The sequence below is a fragment of the Leucobacter sp. MMO-125 genome (genome assembly GCF_037148395.1).
GTDB lineage: Bacteria > Actinomycetota > Actinomycetes > Actinomycetales > Microbacteriaceae > Leucobacter.
Genome location: NZ_JBBCTL010000001.1, coordinates 721,713 through 737,791 on the forward strand (window position 1 = coordinate 721,713; position 16,079 = coordinate 737,791).

The window sequence follows — 16,079 nt, forward strand, 5'->3', positions numbered from 1 at the left end:
ACACCCGCCACGCGCCGAACCGCCCTCACCCACCGGCGAAGCGTTCGGCGTTCAAGCGAGAGAGGCCGCAGCCACTCTCACGCAGCGACGGGCCGCACCCGCAACGAATCCACACGCTCGGCGATAATCGCATCCGCAGCCCAGCGCTGCTGCGCCTCCACGACAATCCGCTGCAACGCGTCTCGCGCTAGCCCCGGCGCAAGCCGCAGCACCACGTCGGTCTCGGGGGCGAGCAGTCGCGCCTCGGGATCGCCGGGCAAGAGCAGCACCTCCGCGACGCGGGGCTCGCCCGCCATCGACGTCCGGAAGGCCTCGAGCACCTGCGGATCCGCCCACGCAGGCACGCAGTGCTCGCCAAGCGCTGCGGCCCGCAACTGCGTGCGACGCACCCCGAACTCCTGCTCAGGTGTGCCCGCGTCGATGATGATGAGGTCGGTCTCCTCCTGGGCGGCGGCGAGCGCGAGCTGCGGGCCGGGCACGGGAATCGGTCGCGCCTCGTCATGCCAGCGGCGCATCGCCTCAACGGAGCTGAACGCCGGCATGACCCGCCTGCCATCAGGCGCGGCGACCGTCACAATCGACAGCTCCTGCGACTTCTCCACGACGCGGCCCTCCGGCGTCAGCCCCGTCTCGCCGGCCTCCGCGAGCAGCGGAATCAGCAGGCGCACACTCGAGAGCGCCACAATCGCATCGGCGTGAGCCGCGGCAAGCGCATCGAGATCCGCCCCGGGCTCGCCCGCAGCGAGCCGAGCCGCGGCCCGGCGCACCCTGGCCACCGCCGTGCTCCACGCCGCCGGCGTCGCGCCGTCGTCGTCGGCAAACGCGGTGCCGTGATGATCGAAGGTGCGGCCATCCCACGGAAACCCTGCAGAATCGGCGGCGCCACCGGGCACCAGACTCTCGGGCACCCCTGTCGAGCGCGGTGCGTCACCCGTCGAAGGCAGCTTCTTGATAGCCATGCGTGCGCGCGAACGCGATCCGTCAGCGACCAGCCACGTCGAGTGCGGCGGGCAGTGTGAAGGCTCCGTCGTAGAGCGCCTTGCCAATAATCGCGCCCTCCACACCGAGCGGCACGATCTCGCGCAGCGCGACAAGATCGTCGAGACTCGACACGCCGCCCGAGGCGACCACGGGGCGAGACGTTCGCGCGCACACCTGCCGCAGCAGATCGACGTTGGGTCCGCGCATCGTGCCGTCCTTGGTGACGTCGGTCACCACGTAGCGCGAGCAGCCGGCCTCTTCGAGGCGCTCCAGCACATCCCAGAGGTTGCCGCCGTCTTCGGTCCAACCGCGAGCAGAAAGCGTCTCCCCGCGCACATCGAGGCCCACCGCGATCTGCTCGCCGTAGCGGGCGATCACCGCGCGGGTCCACTCGGGGTTCTCAAGCGCCGCCGTGCCGAGGTTGACGCGGCGAGCACCCATTTCAAGCGCAGCCTCCAAGCTCTCGTCATCGCGGATACCCCCCGAGAACTCGATGTTGACATCACCGGCGCGCTTGATGATCTTGCGCGCCACCGCAACATTGCTGCCGCGACCGAAAGCCGCATCGAGATCGACGAGGTGAATCCACTCGGCACCCTGCTCGATCCAGTCGAGCGCCGCATCGACGGGGCTGCCGTAGTTGGTCTCGGTGCCGGCCTCGCCCTGGGTCAGGCGCACCGCCTTGCCGTCGACCATGTCGATCGCGGGCAGCAGCTGCAGCTTCGGGCCCTGCGCCAGTTCGCTCATGTGTGCGGTGCTCCTTCGGTACGAGGTGTGGGTGCGAAGATCAGAGAGTCGAGATCCAGTTGCGCAGCAGCTGAATGCCGGCTTCGCCAGATTTCTCGGGGTGGAACTGAGTGGCGCTCAACGGGCCGTTTTCGACCGCGGCAACGAAGCGCTCGCCGTGCTCGGCCCAGGTGACGATCGGCCGCGTCGACGCGCCGCGCCCTTCAAGCGTCCACTCGGTGGCGGCGTAGCTGTGCACGAAGTAGAAGCGCTGCTCGGCAAGCCCGCGGAACAGCACCGAGTTCTCGGGCGGTGCGACGGTGCTCCAGCCCATGTGCGGCAGCACGTCAGCTTCGAGCCTGCGCACGGTGCCCGGCCACTGGCCGAGCCCCTCGGTCTCGATGCCGCGCTCAAGGCCGCGCTCGAACATCACCTGCTGGCCGACGCAGATGCCCAGCACAGGGCGCCCCCCGGCAAGCCTGCGGTCGATCATCTCGTCGCCGCGCACAGCTCTCAGCTGCTGCATCACAGCGTCGAAGGCGCCCACGCCGGGCACGAGCAGGCCGTCAGCTTCGGCGACCGCCCGCGGATCTCGGGTCAGCTCGACCTCGGCGCCCGCCTTCGCAAGCGCCTTCACCGCCGAGTGCACATTGCCAGAGCCGTAGTCGAGAACGACGACGCGCTTGTTCTCGGTTTCTCCGGCGACGCCGCTCCCCGTCACAGGGCTCCCTTGGTTGAGGGGATGCCCGCGACAAGCGGGTCGAGCGCCTTCGCCTGGCGCAGTGCGCGGGCGAAGGCCTTGAACTCGGCCTCGGCGATGTGGTGCGGATCCCGCCCCTCAACCAGCTTCAGGTGCACCGTGAGGCGCGCGTTCAGCACCAGCGCCTCGAAGAAGTGCCGCACCATCGAACCAGTGAAGTGCCCGCCGATGAGGTGGAACTCGAAGCCGACGGGCTCGCCGGAGTGCACGAGGTAGGGGCGACCGGAGATATCGACCACGGCCTGCGCGAGCGCCTCGTCGAGGGGCACGAAGGCATCGCCGTAGCGCGAAATGCCGCTCTTGTCACCGAGCGCTTCAAGGATGGCCTGGCCGAGCAGAATGCCAGTGTCTTCGACGGTGTGATGCACGTCGATGTGCACGTCACCGGTAGCGCGCACCGTGAGGTCGGTGAGCGAGTGGCGGGCGAAGGCCGTGAGCATGTGGTCGAAGAACGGTACGCCGGTGTCGATGTCTGAGGTGCCGGTGCCGTCGAGGTCGAGACTCAAGCTGATCTGCGACTCGCTCGTGGAACGTTCGAGCGAGGCGGTGCGTGCGACTGCGGTCATGTGCATGATTCTATCGGGGATCGCGGGGCGCATTTGCTGCCGGTGCCTGATCACGCGGCTCGGAATCGGGGCGCAGCGCCTGGCGCACCGCGATCCACATGCCGCCGACCAGCAGCACGGCGACAACGAACGCCCAGTTCGGGATCGCGGCCGATGCATGCTGCACCCAAGCCTCGATGCGGGCCTGCTCCGAATATCCGAGCACGCTGCCGAGCGTGCTCGTGCCGCGGGTAACGAGCAGCAGCACCCCGATGCCCACCGTCAGCGCACCGCCGATGACACTGCTCCAAGCGTTGCGCCAGCGGCCGATGACAAGCTCACGCGGCCGCACCAGGCGCCGCACCCCGGGGATCCGCTCCCACAGCAGTGCGAGCAGCAGCAACGGCAGCGCCATGCCCGCCGCAAACACCAGCATCACCGCGCCGCCGAGCAGCGCGTTGCCGCCGTACGCGGCCATGGTGAGCGCAGCCCCGAGCAGCGGCCCCGCGCACACCCCCGCCAAGCCGTAGACAGTGCCGAGCAGATACACCGAGGCAACAGACGTGCTCTTCGCGCCGCGCTGGCCGATCAGGGCGGGCGGGCGGATGCCGAGCATCATCGCGACACCCAGCACCATCACCACAATTGCCGCCGCGGTCATCAGGCCATCGCGATGCATCGTCACCCACGCACCGACAGTGCCGGCGAGCAGCCCCAACGGCACCAGCGAGGTAGCGAGGCCGAGGAAAAACACCCCCGTGCGCGCAATGAGCGCCCCCGGGCTGCTGAAGGCGTACGCGAAGAACGCCGGCAGCAGCATCGCCGAACAGGGGCTCAGCAGTGTCAGCGTGCCACCAAGAAACGCACCGAGCAGCGTAAGCTCCACCTCGCGTTACTCGCCCGTCTCACCACGACCGGCATCGGCCACCGCTTCGTCGAGGAGACTGCGGAACTGCTCGATCGACTGGGCGCCCTGCAGCACCCGACAGTTCGCGGTCTCTGCGAAGAACGGCACCGCGCCGACGCCCAGCTGCTTCGCCTGCTCGCTGCTGACGCGCACCGCTTCGCGCAGCTCGGGACTGTCGAGATCATGAGTGAATCGGGCGATATCGGCCACGCCGGCCTCCTCGGCATAGCTGATCAGCAGCGCGTCGGTGATGGCCGGCCGATCCTGGCTCATCGCCTCGTACACCGCGAACAGGTACGGGAAGTAGCGCCCCTGCTCGCCGGCAGCACGCGCCGCCACCGCCACCCGGGCCGACACTTCACCCTCGATGAAGTCGACGTCGTGCACCTCAAGGCGCACCTTCCCGGTATCGACGTACTCGTTGAGCAACACCGGCAAGGTATCTCGCGAGAACACCCCGCAGTAGGGGCACCGGAAATCGGTCCACTCAGCCAGCACCACGGGAGCATCGACGTCGCCGAGCGCCATCGCGTCGGCGGCATCGCGGCGCTCGGGAGCAGCGCAACTCTCGGCTGCGGCGGATCCGTCCGGTGCTGAAGCGGAACCGTTCGCAGCGCCGTCGGCGCCGCCCGCCACCGACCCCGAACTTGCCGCAGCGCCGCCCCGCAACTGCGCGAACTGTGAGACAGACACACCGGTAAGCACCACGACGAGTGCCACCAGCAGCACAACAACATTGCGCATCAAGCGGTATCGCCGTTCGAGCGTGCGGCGGTCGAGCCCCTCCGCCGGGCCGCGGCGAGGCGGCACAGCCGGGGGCTGGGCCTGGGCAGGGCTGTCAGGCACGGCCTGAGATTCCGGCTCGGCCTGAGCATCCGGCTTGGCTTCAGCTTCCGGCTTGGCTTGGACTTCTGCCTGGCGCGGCTGCGCGGCGGGTACCGCCGCAGCGGGCTGCTGGGCGGCAGTCTGCCGGGCATCACCCGTCTCTGGCTGTGGTGCGGCATTGTCAGCTGCATCCGAAGCGTTCTCGGATCTGGTCGCGCGGTCGTGTTCGTGCTGAGACATCGCGCCAAGCCTATCCACGCGCCCGAGAGTTAGCTGTCACTTGTATGGGAACCGCTCCCGGTGTAGCCCCGGCGGCCAGCGCCGACCCACGCCCCCGGCCAACGGACGCACACGCCACGATCGCTGCGGCCTCCACAGAATCGGGGTCACTCTTGGCCGGGTGTTGTCGCAACACGGCCAGAAACGACCTCGATTGCACCGGTGCGCACGGGCCGGGCGGGCCGCGGCAGATGCGGAGTCAGCTCGCGGCGTCAGCCCGGCAGCGTCATCGCGCGGGCGTGAGCGCGGTGATGGCGTCGATTACGGCGGTGGTCTCGGCTTCGGTGCCCGCGGTGATGCGCAGGTGGCCCTCGATGCCGAGATTGCGGATCAGGATGCCTTGCGCACGCAGCGACTCGAAGACTCCGTCTGGGTCGGCGAAGCCGCCGACGAGCAGGAAGTTCGCGCCGGAGGGGTGCACCGCGTAACCGAGCGCTTCGAGGGCTTCGGCGAGCCTGTCGCGCTGCTCACGGATATCGGCAACGGTGGCAAGCATTTCCTCGGAGTGGCGGATCGCTGCTGTTGCGGCAGCCTGCGTCAGGGCCGAGAGGTGGTACGGCAGGCGCACGAGACGCAGCGCGTCGATCACCGCAGGGTCGGCGGCGAGGTAGCCGAGCCGCACACCCGCGAAAGCGAAGGCTTTGCTCATGGTGCGCGAGACGAGCAGGCGGTGGCGCCCTGGCAGCAGGGTGACAGCGCTCTCGTGCTGCGCGTCGAACTCGTGGTACGCCTCGTCGACGATGAGGATACCGTCGAAGGCATCGTAGGCGGCGAGGATCACGTCGCGGTCGAGCGGGGTGCCGGTGGGGTTGTTCGGGCCGCACAGAATCGCAATATCGGGGCGGTGTTCGCGAAGCGCCTCGACAACGAGTTCGGGGGTGAGCGCGTAGTCTGCGGGACGCTCCACTGCGACCCACTCGGTGTCGGTGCCCGAGGCGAGCAGCGGGTACATGGAGTAGGTGGGGGTGAAGCTCAACAGCGAGCGACCGGGGCCGCCGAAAGCTTGCAGCACCTGCTGCAGCACCTCATTGGAGCCGTTCGCGGCCCACAGCTGCTCGGCGGCCAGGCCGTGACCCAGATATCCGGCGAGCGCTTCGCGCAGTTCGGTGAACTCACGGTCGGGGTAACGATTGACCCCGCGCACCGCGGTCGCGAGCGACTGCACAATGTCGGCGATGACATCCTCGGGAATGGGATGCGTGTTCTCGTTGACATTGAGGCTCACCGGCACGGGATCCTGCGGAGCCCCGTACGGCTGCTTGCCGACAAGATTGGCGCGAAGAGGAAGGTCACTCAGACTGGTCACCGAACCAGTCTAGAACCCAACTCCCACTGAGCCGTCAGCCCCAGGCTCCCGCCCAGCATGCCCCGAGCCACACCCGGCAGATTCAGACCCTGCAGATTCAGACCCTGACCCCAACCCAACAGGCCCAGACTCACACCCGCACCCCGCAGACCCAAACCCGCACTCAGCACACCCGTGACAACACCCGGCAAACCCGGGCCAGCACCCGGCAAACCCGCTCAGACTCCGAGTTCGTCAGCCTGGAAAACAGCCGGGCTGTCGGAGTAGCGCAACGGCACCGCGATCGCGTCTCCCGCCTCGATACCGGATCCGTCGAGCTGGTTCAGACGAACGATCTCGGCCACGAGCTCGCGCGGATCGGCCTGGGGATCGAGCTCGGTGGCCAGCGTCCAGAGGGAGGAGCCGGGCTGCGCAACGACGTAGTGGAACTGCTGCTTCTCGGATGCAGAGACCGATGCCAACGCCTGAGGCGCGGCGAAGGTCGCCACCATCGCGAGCAGGGCCGCCACGAGCACCGTGAGCAGCGAACCGAATACCACGCGCCCTCGTCGGGTGAGGCGAAGTTTTGCTTCGCCTCCCACTGAGGGAATCTCGTACGACTCGTGCTGCAGAACCGCCTGTGCACTCATAGTGGCTTCTCCGTTCTCTGCGACGCCCGCGAATATCACATCGGGGCGAACATCTGTTTCGAATATATCTTCGATTATTCGAAACCACAAGCTTCTGTTCGAAGATATCTTTCGTTCTTTTCCGCGACACTCGAACAGGTGTTTGGCCGTGTTCGAATACAGGGACTAGGGTTTCGAGCAACGGCATCACTGAATCAGCAACCACTGACATTCATGGATCGACCGGCACCATCACCGCCCTCGGGCCTCGGAAAGGACAGCGATGAGCGACGTTCCCCACTCCCGGAAGCCCCTCAGCGAGAAGCAGCAGGCGATCCTCGAATACATCGCCCGCTCGGTTGAGTCGAGGGGCTACCCGCCCAGCATGCGCGAGATCGGAGATGCTGTCGGCCTGTCCTCTCTCTCAAGCGTCACGCACCAGCTCAGCCGCCTTGAGCTCGGCGGCTACATTCGACGCGACCCGAACCGCCCACGCGCGCTCGAGATCCTCGTCGAGCTTGCGAGCACGAACGCGGCCATCGCCGACGCACCTGCGCAACAGGTAGAAGAGGCCGCCTACGTGCCGCTGGTCGGGCAGATTGCAGCCGGCGTGCCCATCACCGCCGATCAGCAGGTCGAGGAGATCGTGCCGCTTCCCCGCCAGCTGGTGGGCGACGGCCAGTTGTTCATGCTGCGCGTGGTCGGCGATTCCATGATCGACGCGGCCATCTGCGACGGCGACTTTGTTGTCGTGCGCCAGCAGCGCGAGGCCGAGAACGGCGACATCGTCGCGGCCATGCTTGATGGCGAGGCAACGGTTAAGGTATTCCGCCGCCGCGACGGCCACACCTGGCTGCTCCCCCGCAACAGCGCTTTCGAGCCGATCCTCGGCGACCACGCTGAAGTGCTGGGCCGGGTCGTGGCGGTCTTCCGTTCAGTCTGACCCTGCCAGGCGTCAACGCAACAACGGCCCCTCACTGTCTCTTACCCCAGCAGGGCACAGCAAGGGGCCGTTCCGTGAAGCGCGCTTAACCCACAGGATCTGGCGTCAGCAGCTCAAGTTCGCGCAGCACCGAAAGCACCTGCTCGTGCCTGTTGAAGGTGTACAGGTGCACTGAGGGCGCACCGCCGGCGAGGAGTTCGCGGGCGAGTTCGAGCGTGTGCTCCACACCCAATTCCGGGGCGTATCCCCCAGCCTCCTCAAGCGCTCGCACCAGCCCTTCGGGCGCTGGCCGCCCCGCCAGCGAGGCGACCTTGCGCAGCTGCCCACTCGTCGAGACCGGCATCAGCCCCGGCAGCACGGGGATGCGCAGCCCGGCCCGCTGCGCGTCGTCAACGAATGAGAGATACTCTTCCGCACGGAAGAACAGCTGGGTAATTGCGAACTGTGCACCGGCCTCCTGCTTGGCGACGAGCCAGTCGATGTCTTCCGAACGTGAACGCGATTGCGGGTGTCCGTTCGGGTATGCGGCGACCGACGTGCGGCCCACACTCGTCAGCGGCGGCCGTTCGGCACGAGCCTCAGCGATGAGTTCGACGAGTTCGAGCGACGACAGCGACCCCGCGACTGCGGGCGCGTCTTCGTCGAGACCTCGCGGCGGATCCCCGCGCAGCGCGAGAAAGTCGTGCACGCCTGCGTCCATGACGCGATGGATCGTCTCGCGGACCGCGTCGCGGCTCTCGCCGACGGTGGTGAGGTGTGCGAGCGGCAGCGCATCAGTGTGATCTCGCAGGTATCGCAGCAGGTCGAGCGAGGCGTCGCGATTGGAACCGTTGGCCCCGTAAGTGACCGAGATGAAGTCTGGCCCTGCCGCAGACAGGTGCTGCACGGCGTGCCCCAGCGCGAGCGCGGCCGCCCCGCTGCGCGCAGGGAACACCTCGAAGGAGAAGCGGGCGCGCGTGGCTGCGCTGCCCGCGAGCGGCAGCGGGCTCACGGGGCTACCCCCGCCAGCGCCTCCGCGGCAAGCTCGGTGCCGCGCACGCGCGCTGCGATCTTCGCGAAGGCGACATCGCGGGCAAAATCCGGGGAGCCGTGACGCGGCTTCTCATCGATGAGATAGGGCGAGAAGCCGCAGTCATCGGTGGATCCGAGCAGCTCGGGCGGCACGAAGCGCGCTGCGCGCACCAGTTGATCGCGCACCTGCTCCGCCGTTTCCAACCGAGGATTCGTGGGGTTCGTCACACCGATCAGCACCCGGGGCGCGGCACCGCTCGACGCGCGCCCGCGCAGCTGCGCCCCCACGAGACGAGCGACGCGATCCGGATCCTTCTCCCCAGCGGCCTGCACCAGAAAGTAGCCCGCCTCGATCTGGAACAGCTCGGGGATCAACTCGGCGTAGTCGACGTCGGCGCTGTGCGCAGAGTCGTTGTCGTTGCCAGGGCAGGTATGCACGCCCACGGCGGCCCGCTGCTCGGGAGCGAGACGATCCAGCACCCGGTTCATGAGGTCAATGAAGCCCCCGAGGGCTTCCGGCCCCGCCCACGGGGCGCGCAGATCGCGCCGCAGCGCGAGCCGTCCCTCGGTGAAGTCGATCGTGATGCGCGAAGCGCCGGCCTCGAAGCAGCGCACAATATCTTCGGCGCAGCCCGCAACAACATCACTCAAAAAGTCGGCGCGCGAGTAGTTACCAAGACCCGCGTCAGGCACCATCAGCGACAGCATCGACGGCGAGATCACAGCCTGTTTGAGCGGCAGATCGGTCAGCTCGCGCGCCGCAACAACATCGTCGGCCGCCCACGCGCGAAACGCGAAGGGCGCGCTTGCGAGGCTCGGAATGACTCTGTGGTGTCCATCGGCGAACACCGCGAAGACGGGGCCCTCCTCAACATCGGCGGTGCCCAGCGGATAGCTCGCGAAGCTGTGCCTGCGCTGCTCGCCATCAGTGATGATCGGCGAACCCGTCGCGGCGAGACGCCCGAGGGTGTCGCGCACGGCAAGATCTTGTTCTGCGCGCAGCTCCGCCAGCGAGGCGAGCCCGGTCTCGGCGTCAAGCACCGCGCGTTGCAGCCGCGCCGGTCGCGGCAGTGAACCGACGGGCTCAGTGGGAAGCCCGGTGGCCGGCCAGGGGGCGCGAGTGCCCCCTGACCGCTGCTGCGAAACGGGTCGCGGGGTCACACCGCTCCTTCGCGCACCGCCTGAGCCGCCCGCACGAGGTTCGTGAGGCTTGCCACGGTTTCCTCGTAGCCGCGAGTCTTCAGACCGCAATCGGGATTGACCCACAGCTGCTCACCGGGGATGCGGTTCGCGGCGATGCGGATGAGCTCGGTCTGCTCGGCAACACTGGGCACACGCGGTGAGTGGATGTCGTAGACACCCGGGCCGATGCCGCGTGAGTAGCCGTGATCACCGAGGGGCTCTACAACGTCCATGCGGCTGCGGGCCGCCTCGATCGAGGTCACATCGGCGTCGAGACCGTCAACGGCGTCGATGATCTCGCCGAACTCGGAGTAACAGAGGTGGGTGTGGATCTGCACTTCCGCTGCCGCACCGCTCGTCGCGAGACGGAACGCCCCGACTGACCAGTCAAGGTAGGCGGGCTGGCGCTCGGCTTCGAGCGGCAGCAGCTCGCGCAGTGCCGGCTCATCGACCTGAACAATCTTGATGCCTGCGTCGACGAGGTCATCGATCTCGTCGCGCAGGGCGAGTGCCACCTGGTTGGCGGTGTCGGCGAGGGGCTGGTCATCGCGCACGAACGACCACGCGAGGATCGTGACGGGGCCCGTCAGCATGCCCTTGACGAGGCGATCCGTAAGCGACTGTGCATACGCCGACCACGCGACGGTCATCGGAGCTGGCCGCGACACGTCGCCCCACAGGATCGAAGGGCGCGTAGCGCGCGTGCCGTACGACTGCACCCAGCCGTGCTCGGTGACCGCGAAGCCGTCGAGCAGTTCGGCGAAATACTGCACCATGTCGTTGCGCTCTGCCTCACCGTGCACGAGCACGTCGAGACCGATCTCTTCCTGCAGCCTGATGACGCGCTCGATCTCCTCGCGCAGGAAGCCATCGTAGGCGTCCTTGTCGATCTCACCGCGCGTGAACGCTGCCCGCGCCTGACGAATCTCGGTGGTCTGCGGGAACGAACCGATCGTGGTGGTGGCGAGGTTCGGAATGCCGAGCGCGCGCTGGGCCTCGCGGCGCGCTTCCTCGTCGGCGCGGCTGCGATCCGCTGCGGCCACAGCCGAGACGCGCTCGCGAATGCCATCGACGCGCACCCCAGGAGCGGCCGCGCGATCCGCGAGCACACGATCGACCTCGGCCACCTCACCCTCGATGGCCGCGGCACCTTCGCTGAGGCCGCGGGCGAGGATCGCCACCTGCTCAACCTTCTGATCGGCGAAGGCGAGCCACGACTGCAGGCGCTCATCGAGCTTCGTCTCGTCGTTCACATCGTGCGGCACATGCTGCAGGCTGTTGGAGGTGCCCACCACGACGTCGACGCCCGAGGCGCGCAGCGACTCGGCGATGCCAAAGGCCTTGCGCAGATCGGTGCGCCAGATGTTGCGGCCGTCGACGACGCCCGCAACGAGCTGCGTGCCGGTGAAGGCATGTGCCAGCGCACCGGAGTCGTGCGCCTCGATCGGCAGGGTGCCGCGCACGAGATCGGCGTGCACCGCCTCGACCGGCAGGGCGGCAAGGCGCAGCAGCGCAGCAGACGAGTCACCGTAGGGCGTCGTGAGCAGAATCTGCGGGCGCTGCACGATATCGCCCGCCGCGGCGGCAGCGCCGAGCACACCGTAGGCGCGCTCGGCAAGCGCGAGTGCTTCCTCACGCGACACGGGGAGCGCATCCGAGACGAGGGCGGGCTCGTCGAGCTGCACCCACCCGGCACCCGCTGCGGCGAGCGCGCCCAGCAGCTCGGCGTAGACCGCCACAACCTCGTCGAGGCGATCGATCGGGCGGAAGTCTGGCGCGGCATCGTCGGAAGCCTTCGCGAGCAGCAGGTAGGTGACGGGGCCCACGAGCACAGGGCGCGATGCGATGCCCTGCTGGGCGGCCTCGGCAAGCTGTGCGACGAGGGCTGCCGGGTTCGCAGCAAAGGGGGTGCGCTCGTCGATCTCGGGCACGCTGTAGTGGTAGTTGGTGTCGAACCACTTCGTCATTTCGAGCGGCTGGTGATCGTTGTCGCCGCGTGCGAGAGCGAAATAGATTTCGAGGTCGCTCGCACCCGCGGCGACATCGGCGAACCGGGCCGGGATCGCCCCGAGCGCCAGGCTTGCGTCGAGCACCTGATCGTAGAAGCTGAAGCTCTCGGGCACCGCCCCGCCCGCAGCGGGCAGACCGAGCTCGACCAGCCGGGCACGCGTGGCAGCGCGCAGCTCGCGCGCCGTCTGCACGAGTTCTGCCTCGCTGGTGCTGCCCTTCCAGTAGGACTCGATGGCGCGCTTCAGTTCGCGGCGGCGGCCGATGCGCGGGTATCCGAGGATCGTGGCGTTGGGCAGGGACGTCGTTGCGGACATGCTGGTCCTTCGGTTCGGGGGCGTGGGATGCCGGAAGCTGTCCGGTCATCCACACGCTATCCCGCCCCACCGACACGGAGCCCGCATGTTGCGCTGTATGAACTACGAAGTGTTACGCCCGGGCCATGCCGCCGCCCCGGGTGACCTGTTTACCCCAGATAGGGCTGCAATTTTGCGAGCATCTCACCGGTGACATAGGCACGCACTCGAGTGCCCTCTGCCACGTACTCGGTCGACAGCACGCGGTTGCGCTCGTGCAGCTCGGCAACGAGATCGCCACGGTCGTAGGGCACCACGACGGTGACCTCGCGATCCGGAACCGGCAGCGCCGCGGTGATGCGCCGCCGCAACTCCTCAATGCCCTCACCCGAACGCGCCGACACGAACACCGCGTCAGGAGCAAGCCCGTGCAGCACCAGCCGCTGCGACTCGTCGAGCAGATCGGCCTTGTTGAAGGCGACGATCTCGGGGATGCCCTGGGCGTCGACCTCTGCGATCACCTCGCGCACCGTGCGGAGCTGGGCGGCGGGATCCGGGTGCGAACCGTCGACGATGTGCAGAATCACATCGGCTTCGCCGACCTCCTCAAAGGTGGAGCGGAACGCCTCGACAAGCTGGTGCGGCAGATTGCGCACAAACCCGACGGTGTCGACGTAGGTGAAGCTGCGCCCGTCAGCGGTCTCGGAGTGACGCACCGCCGTGTCAAGCGTGGCGAAAAGTTGGTTCTGCACCAGCTCCTGCGTGCCCGTGAGGCGGTTCAGCAGGCTCGACTTGCCCGCGTTCGTGTAGCCCGCGATCGCCACCGATGGCACCTCGCCACGCTTGCGATTCGCTCGCTTCGCATCGCGAGCGGGAGCGAAACCGGCGATCTGCTTGCGCAGCTTCGCCATGCGGGTGTGGATCTTGCGGCGATCAAGCTCCATCTTCGTCTCACCGGGGCCTCGAGATCCCATACCGGCACCCGCCGAACCAACCTGGCCGCCTGCCTGACGCGACATCGACTCACCCCAACCGCGCAGGCGCGGCAGCAGATACTGCAGCTGAGCGAGCTCGACCTGGGCCTTGCCCTCGCGGCTCTTCGCGTGCTGGCTGAAAATGTCGAGGATCACCGCGGTGCGGTCGATCACCTTCACCTTCACCACGTCTTCGAGCGCGCGCCGCTGGCTGGGGGCCAATTCGGTGTCAGCCACGACGGTGTCGGCACCGACAGCGGCCACGAGCTCGGCAAGCTCCTGAGCCTTGCCCTTGCCGAGGTAGGTGGCAGGGTCGGGGTTCGCGCGGCGCTGCAGCAGACCGTCGAGCACGCGCGCGCCCGCCGTCTCGGCGAGGGCCGCAAGCTCGCGCAGCGAGTTCTCGGCATCCTCAAGCCCGTCGCCCGAAGAGCCCGTGTACAAACCAATAAGCACCGCGTTCTCCAGCCGCAGCTGGCGGTACTCCACCTCGGTGACGTCTTCAAGCTCAGTGGAGAGGCTGCCGACACGGGTGAGCGAGGCGCGCTCCTCGCGTTCGAGGCGGATCAGCTCAAGGTCTTCAGCGAGTTGATCGTGGGCGGCATCACCGAGCGCCTGTGCGCCACCGGTGAGGTTGTCGATGCCGGATCCGCGTTCGCTGGTGTCGCGGATCACAGTAGCCGAGCCGCCGCGCGCCGCACGTGCGAACAGCCTGTCGAGCGGGTCTGCGCTGTCGGGGGCTGTGGCATCGGAGCCAGCAGTATCGTCTACGTCGGCTGCATCGGCTTCGCGCCGCGCGCTGCGATCGGCCTGCTCGGCTGCGACGGCCTCGTCGAGTTCTGATTCTTCAGTGAAACGTTCTGTCATCTGGCCTCCAGTGTACGTCGGATCGTGCCGCGCACGCCGTCAGTTCGCCCACAGCGCGATCCGCAGAGCCTGCCGCCCACGAGACATGCGGCGGCCTGGGATACTGAGAAGGTGACTCAGCACTACTTCTCAGAGGCGCCCTCAGGCGACTTCCGCCCCCGCGAAATCAGCGCGATGCTCGGCGGATCATCGCGCAGCGTGCTCACGGCCGGCGGCGTTTTCAGCCCAGAGCACCTCGACCGCGGCACCGAAGTGCTGCTGCGCACAGTGCCTGATCTGGCCAACGCCCCGGTCGGCCCGGTGCTCGATATCGGCTGCGGCTGGGGGCCCATCGCGCTCGATGCCGCCCTCACCGCCCCCGAGCGCGAGGTCTGGGCTGTCGACGTCAACGAGCGATCACGCGAGCTCACCCGGGAGAACGCCCGCCGTCTCGGCCTCGACGGGGTGCGCGTTGCAGCCCCTGAGGAGGTGCCGGAGGACATCACCTTTGCCGAGATTCGTTCGAACCCTCCCATCAGGGTCGGCAAAGAGGTGCTGCACGGAATCCTGCGTCTCTGGCTGCCGCGGCTCAGCCCAGGAGCCGCCGCCTATCTGGTCGTTGCGAAGCATCTGGGTGCAGACTCACTGCAGCGGTGGATCGCGGCGGAGTTCAGCGAGCTCGACGTGTCCCGTGCAGGCCGCGACAAGGGGTTCCACGTCATCGAAGCGCGGGCGTAGCTCGGGAGTCCCTGCGGAGCGCGGCGCGCGCAGGCCGAGCGATCCGCGATCCGCGATCCGCGATCCGCGATCCGCGATCCGCTACCCTGCTTGCCGCTCTACGGCAGCTCGATCTCCCCTGAGTAGATCAGCTCAGCCGGGCCATTCAGCGACACGTGCTCACCCTCCTCAGTGGGGAACATGCGCACCGCGAGGCGCCCGCCGGGGACATCGATGCGCCAGTGGTTCGGCATGCCCTCGCCACCCCAGTGACGGAACGCGAGCGCGGCCGCCGCGGTGCCCGTGCCACAGGAAAGCGTCTCGCCCACGCCCCGCTCGTGCACGCGCATACGGATGCGGGCCACACCGTCCTTCACCAGCGGATCTTCAGGCACAACGAACTCGATGTTCGCCCCCTGCGCGGGCGCCGGGTCGAGCCCCGGAGCTCGGTGCAGATCGAGGCCGTCGAGCTCGCCTGCGTGCGCGAGCGCCGTCACCACATGCGGGTTGCCGAGGTCGATGCCAAGGCCGGGGCGGGCAATATCAAGGCCGGCAGCCGAGACCAACCGCTCCTCAGCGAGACGCCAGCGGCCCAGATCGACGGTGTAGCCCGACACCCCGGCGAGCACATCTTTCACACCGGCGCGGGTGCCGATCGGCAGCGTGTCACGGCGTTCAGGGGCGACCAGCCCCTCGCTGATCAGGTAGTGCGCGTAGACGCGAATGCCGTTGCCGCACATCTCGGCGGGGGTGCCGTCAGCGTTCCAGTAGTCCATAAACCACTCGGCCTCCGGCTCCTCCGCGAGGGAGGCCGCACCCTCGGGGAGCGCCCGCGAGCGCACCGCACGAATCACACCGTCGGCGCCAATGCCGAAGCGGCGGTCGCAGAGGAAGCGGATCTGCTCGGGAGTGAGCGAGCGCTCGCCGTCGGGGTCGGTGAAGAGCACGAAGTCGTTGCCCGTGCCGTGGCCCTTGGTGAACGCGAGGGTAGTCATTCCTCAAGTCTAGGGCCCGGCGCTTCGTGCCCCTTCCGCCGCGTCACGTCATCCCCGCCCGGCCCTTCTCTCTGCCCCTGCTATCACCCTTGCCCCGACACCCGCCCACGCCCCTCTCGATCATTGAGGTCACCCGTGTGGCCCCAATCCCGGGGCCGAAAGGGCCACACGGGT

15 protein-coding genes are annotated in these 16,079 nt (G+C 68.0%); 2 read left to right on the forward strand and 13 right to left on the reverse strand.

All coding sequences use genetic code 11. From position 1 onward, the window contains the following. Positions 1-77: 77 nt before the first annotated feature. The 8 genes from WFI54_RS03275 to WFI54_RS03310 all read right to left on the reverse strand — a co-directional run bounded on the left by WFI54_RS03275 (position 78) and on the right by WFI54_RS03310 (position 6,958). Entirely contained in the window at positions 78-959 is an 882-nt protein-coding gene (locus WFI54_RS03275) for an SseB family protein (RefSeq protein ID WP_336651356.1), read from the reverse strand. 22 nt (positions 960-981) lie between these two features. Further along, the gene (gene priA, locus WFI54_RS03280; protein WP_336651357.1) at positions 982-1,728 is read right to left on the reverse strand and encodes a bifunctional 1-(5-phosphoribosyl)-5-((5-phosphoribosylamino)methylideneamino)imidazole-4-carboxamide isomerase/phosphoribosylanthranilate isomerase PriA; all 747 of its coding nucleotides are present in this window, start codon (positions 1,726-1,728) and stop codon (positions 982-984) included. 40 nt (positions 1,729-1,768) lie between these two features. Then, entirely contained in the window at positions 1,769-2,428 is a 660-nt protein-coding gene (gene hisH / locus WFI54_RS03285; RefSeq protein WP_336651358.1) for an imidazole glycerol phosphate synthase subunit HisH, read from the reverse strand. Beyond that, positions 2,425-3,033 (reverse strand): imidazoleglycerol-phosphate dehydratase HisB, encoded by a 609-nt coding sequence (gene hisB / locus WFI54_RS03290; protein ID WP_336651359.1) that lies wholly within the window; start codon positions 3,031-3,033, stop codon positions 2,425-2,427. The genes hisH and hisB overlap by 4 nt, the downstream gene beginning before the upstream one ends. A 10-nt stretch (positions 3,034-3,043) precedes the next feature. Next, on the reverse strand, positions 3,044-3,898 hold the full coding sequence (locus tag WFI54_RS03295; protein ID WP_336651360.1) for a cytochrome c biogenesis CcdA family protein: 855 nt from the start codon (positions 3,896-3,898) through the stop codon (positions 3,044-3,046). A 6-nt stretch (positions 3,899-3,904) separates the two neighbouring features. Next, positions 3,905-4,984, reverse strand: coding sequence for a DsbA family protein (locus WFI54_RS03300; protein WP_336651361.1), 1,080 nt, complete (start codon positions 4,982-4,984; stop codon positions 3,905-3,907). 265 nt (positions 4,985-5,249) lie between these two features. Next, complete coding sequence (locus WFI54_RS03305; RefSeq protein WP_336651362.1) at positions 5,250-6,329, reverse strand: histidinol-phosphate transaminase; 1,080 nt, start codon at positions 6,327-6,329, stop codon at positions 5,250-5,252. Positions 6,330-6,547: 218 nt separating this feature from the next. Next, positions 6,548-6,958 (reverse strand): hypothetical protein, encoded by a 411-nt coding sequence (locus tag WFI54_RS03310; protein WP_336651363.1) that lies wholly within the window; start codon positions 6,956-6,958, stop codon positions 6,548-6,550. Between the two features lie 262 nt (positions 6,959-7,220). Here WFI54_RS03310 and lexA point away from each other — a divergent pair, with 262 nt between their 5' ends. After that, positions 7,221-7,880, forward strand: coding sequence for a transcriptional repressor LexA (lexA, locus tag WFI54_RS03315; protein WP_336651364.1), 660 nt, complete (start codon positions 7,221-7,223; stop codon positions 7,878-7,880). Positions 7,881-7,965: 85 nt separating this feature from the next. Here lexA and WFI54_RS03320 read toward each other — a convergent pair whose 3' ends face one another. The 4 genes from WFI54_RS03320 to hflX all read right to left on the reverse strand — a co-directional run bounded on the left by WFI54_RS03320 (position 7,966) and on the right by hflX (position 14,214). Continuing rightward, positions 7,966-8,871, reverse strand: a complete 906-nt coding sequence (locus WFI54_RS03320; RefSeq protein ID WP_336651365.1) for a methylenetetrahydrofolate reductase — start codon at positions 8,869-8,871, stop codon at positions 7,966-7,968. Continuing rightward, positions 8,868-10,052: a hypothetical protein gene (locus WFI54_RS03325; RefSeq protein ID WP_336651366.1), complete on the reverse strand. Its 1,185-nt coding sequence runs from the start codon at positions 10,050-10,052 to the stop codon at positions 8,868-8,870. Before WFI54_RS03325 ends, WFI54_RS03320 begins: the two co-directional genes overlap by 4 nt. Continuing rightward, complete coding sequence (gene metE, locus WFI54_RS03330) at positions 10,049-12,397, reverse strand: 5-methyltetrahydropteroyltriglutamate--homocysteine S-methyltransferase (RefSeq protein WP_336651367.1); 2,349 nt, start codon at positions 12,395-12,397, stop codon at positions 10,049-10,051. The genes WFI54_RS03325 and metE overlap by 4 nt, the downstream gene beginning before the upstream one ends. Before the next feature lie 149 nt (positions 12,398-12,546). After that, positions 12,547-14,214 carry a GTPase HflX gene (gene hflX / locus WFI54_RS03335; RefSeq protein ID WP_336651368.1) on the reverse strand — a complete coding sequence of 556 codons (1,668 nt, stop codon included), beginning with the start codon at positions 14,212-14,214 and terminating at the stop codon, positions 12,547-12,549. 111 nt (positions 14,215-14,325) lie between these two features. On the opposite strand from hflX, the gene WFI54_RS03340 reads away from it, so the two are divergent. Then, a complete protein-coding gene (locus tag WFI54_RS03340; RefSeq protein ID WP_336651369.1) occupies positions 14,326-14,931 on the forward strand; it encodes a class I SAM-dependent methyltransferase in 606 nt (201 codons plus the stop codon). A gap of 98 nt (positions 14,932-15,029) precedes the next feature. Here the strand turns inward: WFI54_RS03340 and dapF are convergent, their stop codons facing one another. Continuing rightward, entirely contained in the window at positions 15,030-15,905 is an 876-nt protein-coding gene (gene dapF, locus WFI54_RS03345; protein WP_336651370.1) for a diaminopimelate epimerase, read from the reverse strand. Positions 15,906-16,079: the final 174 nt, after the last annotated feature.

What these genes read in the sequence shown, in the direction of transcription:
- priA (WP_336651357.1), bottom strand. Translation starts at nt 1,728, where the DNA reads ATGAGCGAACTGGCGCAGGGCCCGAAGCTGCAGCTGCTGCCCGCGATC.
- dapF (WP_336651370.1), bottom strand. Translation starts at nt 15,905, where the DNA reads ATGACTACCCTCGCGTTCACCAAGGGCCACGGCACGGGCAACGACTTC.
- hisB (WP_336651359.1), bottom strand. Translation starts at nt 3,033, where the DNA reads ATGACCGCAGTCGCACGCACCGCCTCGCTCGAACGTTCCACGAGCGAG.
- WFI54_RS03310 (WP_336651363.1), bottom strand. Translation starts at nt 6,958, where the DNA reads ATGAGTGCACAGGCGGTTCTGCAGCACGAGTCGTACGAGATTCCCTCA.
- WFI54_RS03300 (WP_336651361.1), bottom strand. Translation starts at nt 4,984, where the DNA reads ATGTCTCAGCACGAACACGACCGCGCGACCAGATCCGAGAACGCTTCG.
- hflX (WP_336651368.1), bottom strand. Translation starts at nt 14,214, where the DNA reads ATGACAGAACGTTTCACTGAAGAATCAGAACTCGACGAGGCCGTCGCA.
- WFI54_RS03275 (WP_336651356.1), bottom strand. Translation starts at nt 959, where the DNA reads ATGGCTATCAAGAAGCTGCCTTCGACGGGTGACGCACCGCGCTCGACA.
- lexA (WP_336651364.1), top strand. Translation starts at nt 7,221, where the DNA reads ATGAGCGACGTTCCCCACTCCCGGAAGCCCCTCAGCGAGAAGCAGCAG.
- metE (WP_336651367.1), bottom strand. Translation starts at nt 12,397, where the DNA reads ATGTCCGCAACGACGTCCCTGCCCAACGCCACGATCCTCGGATACCCG.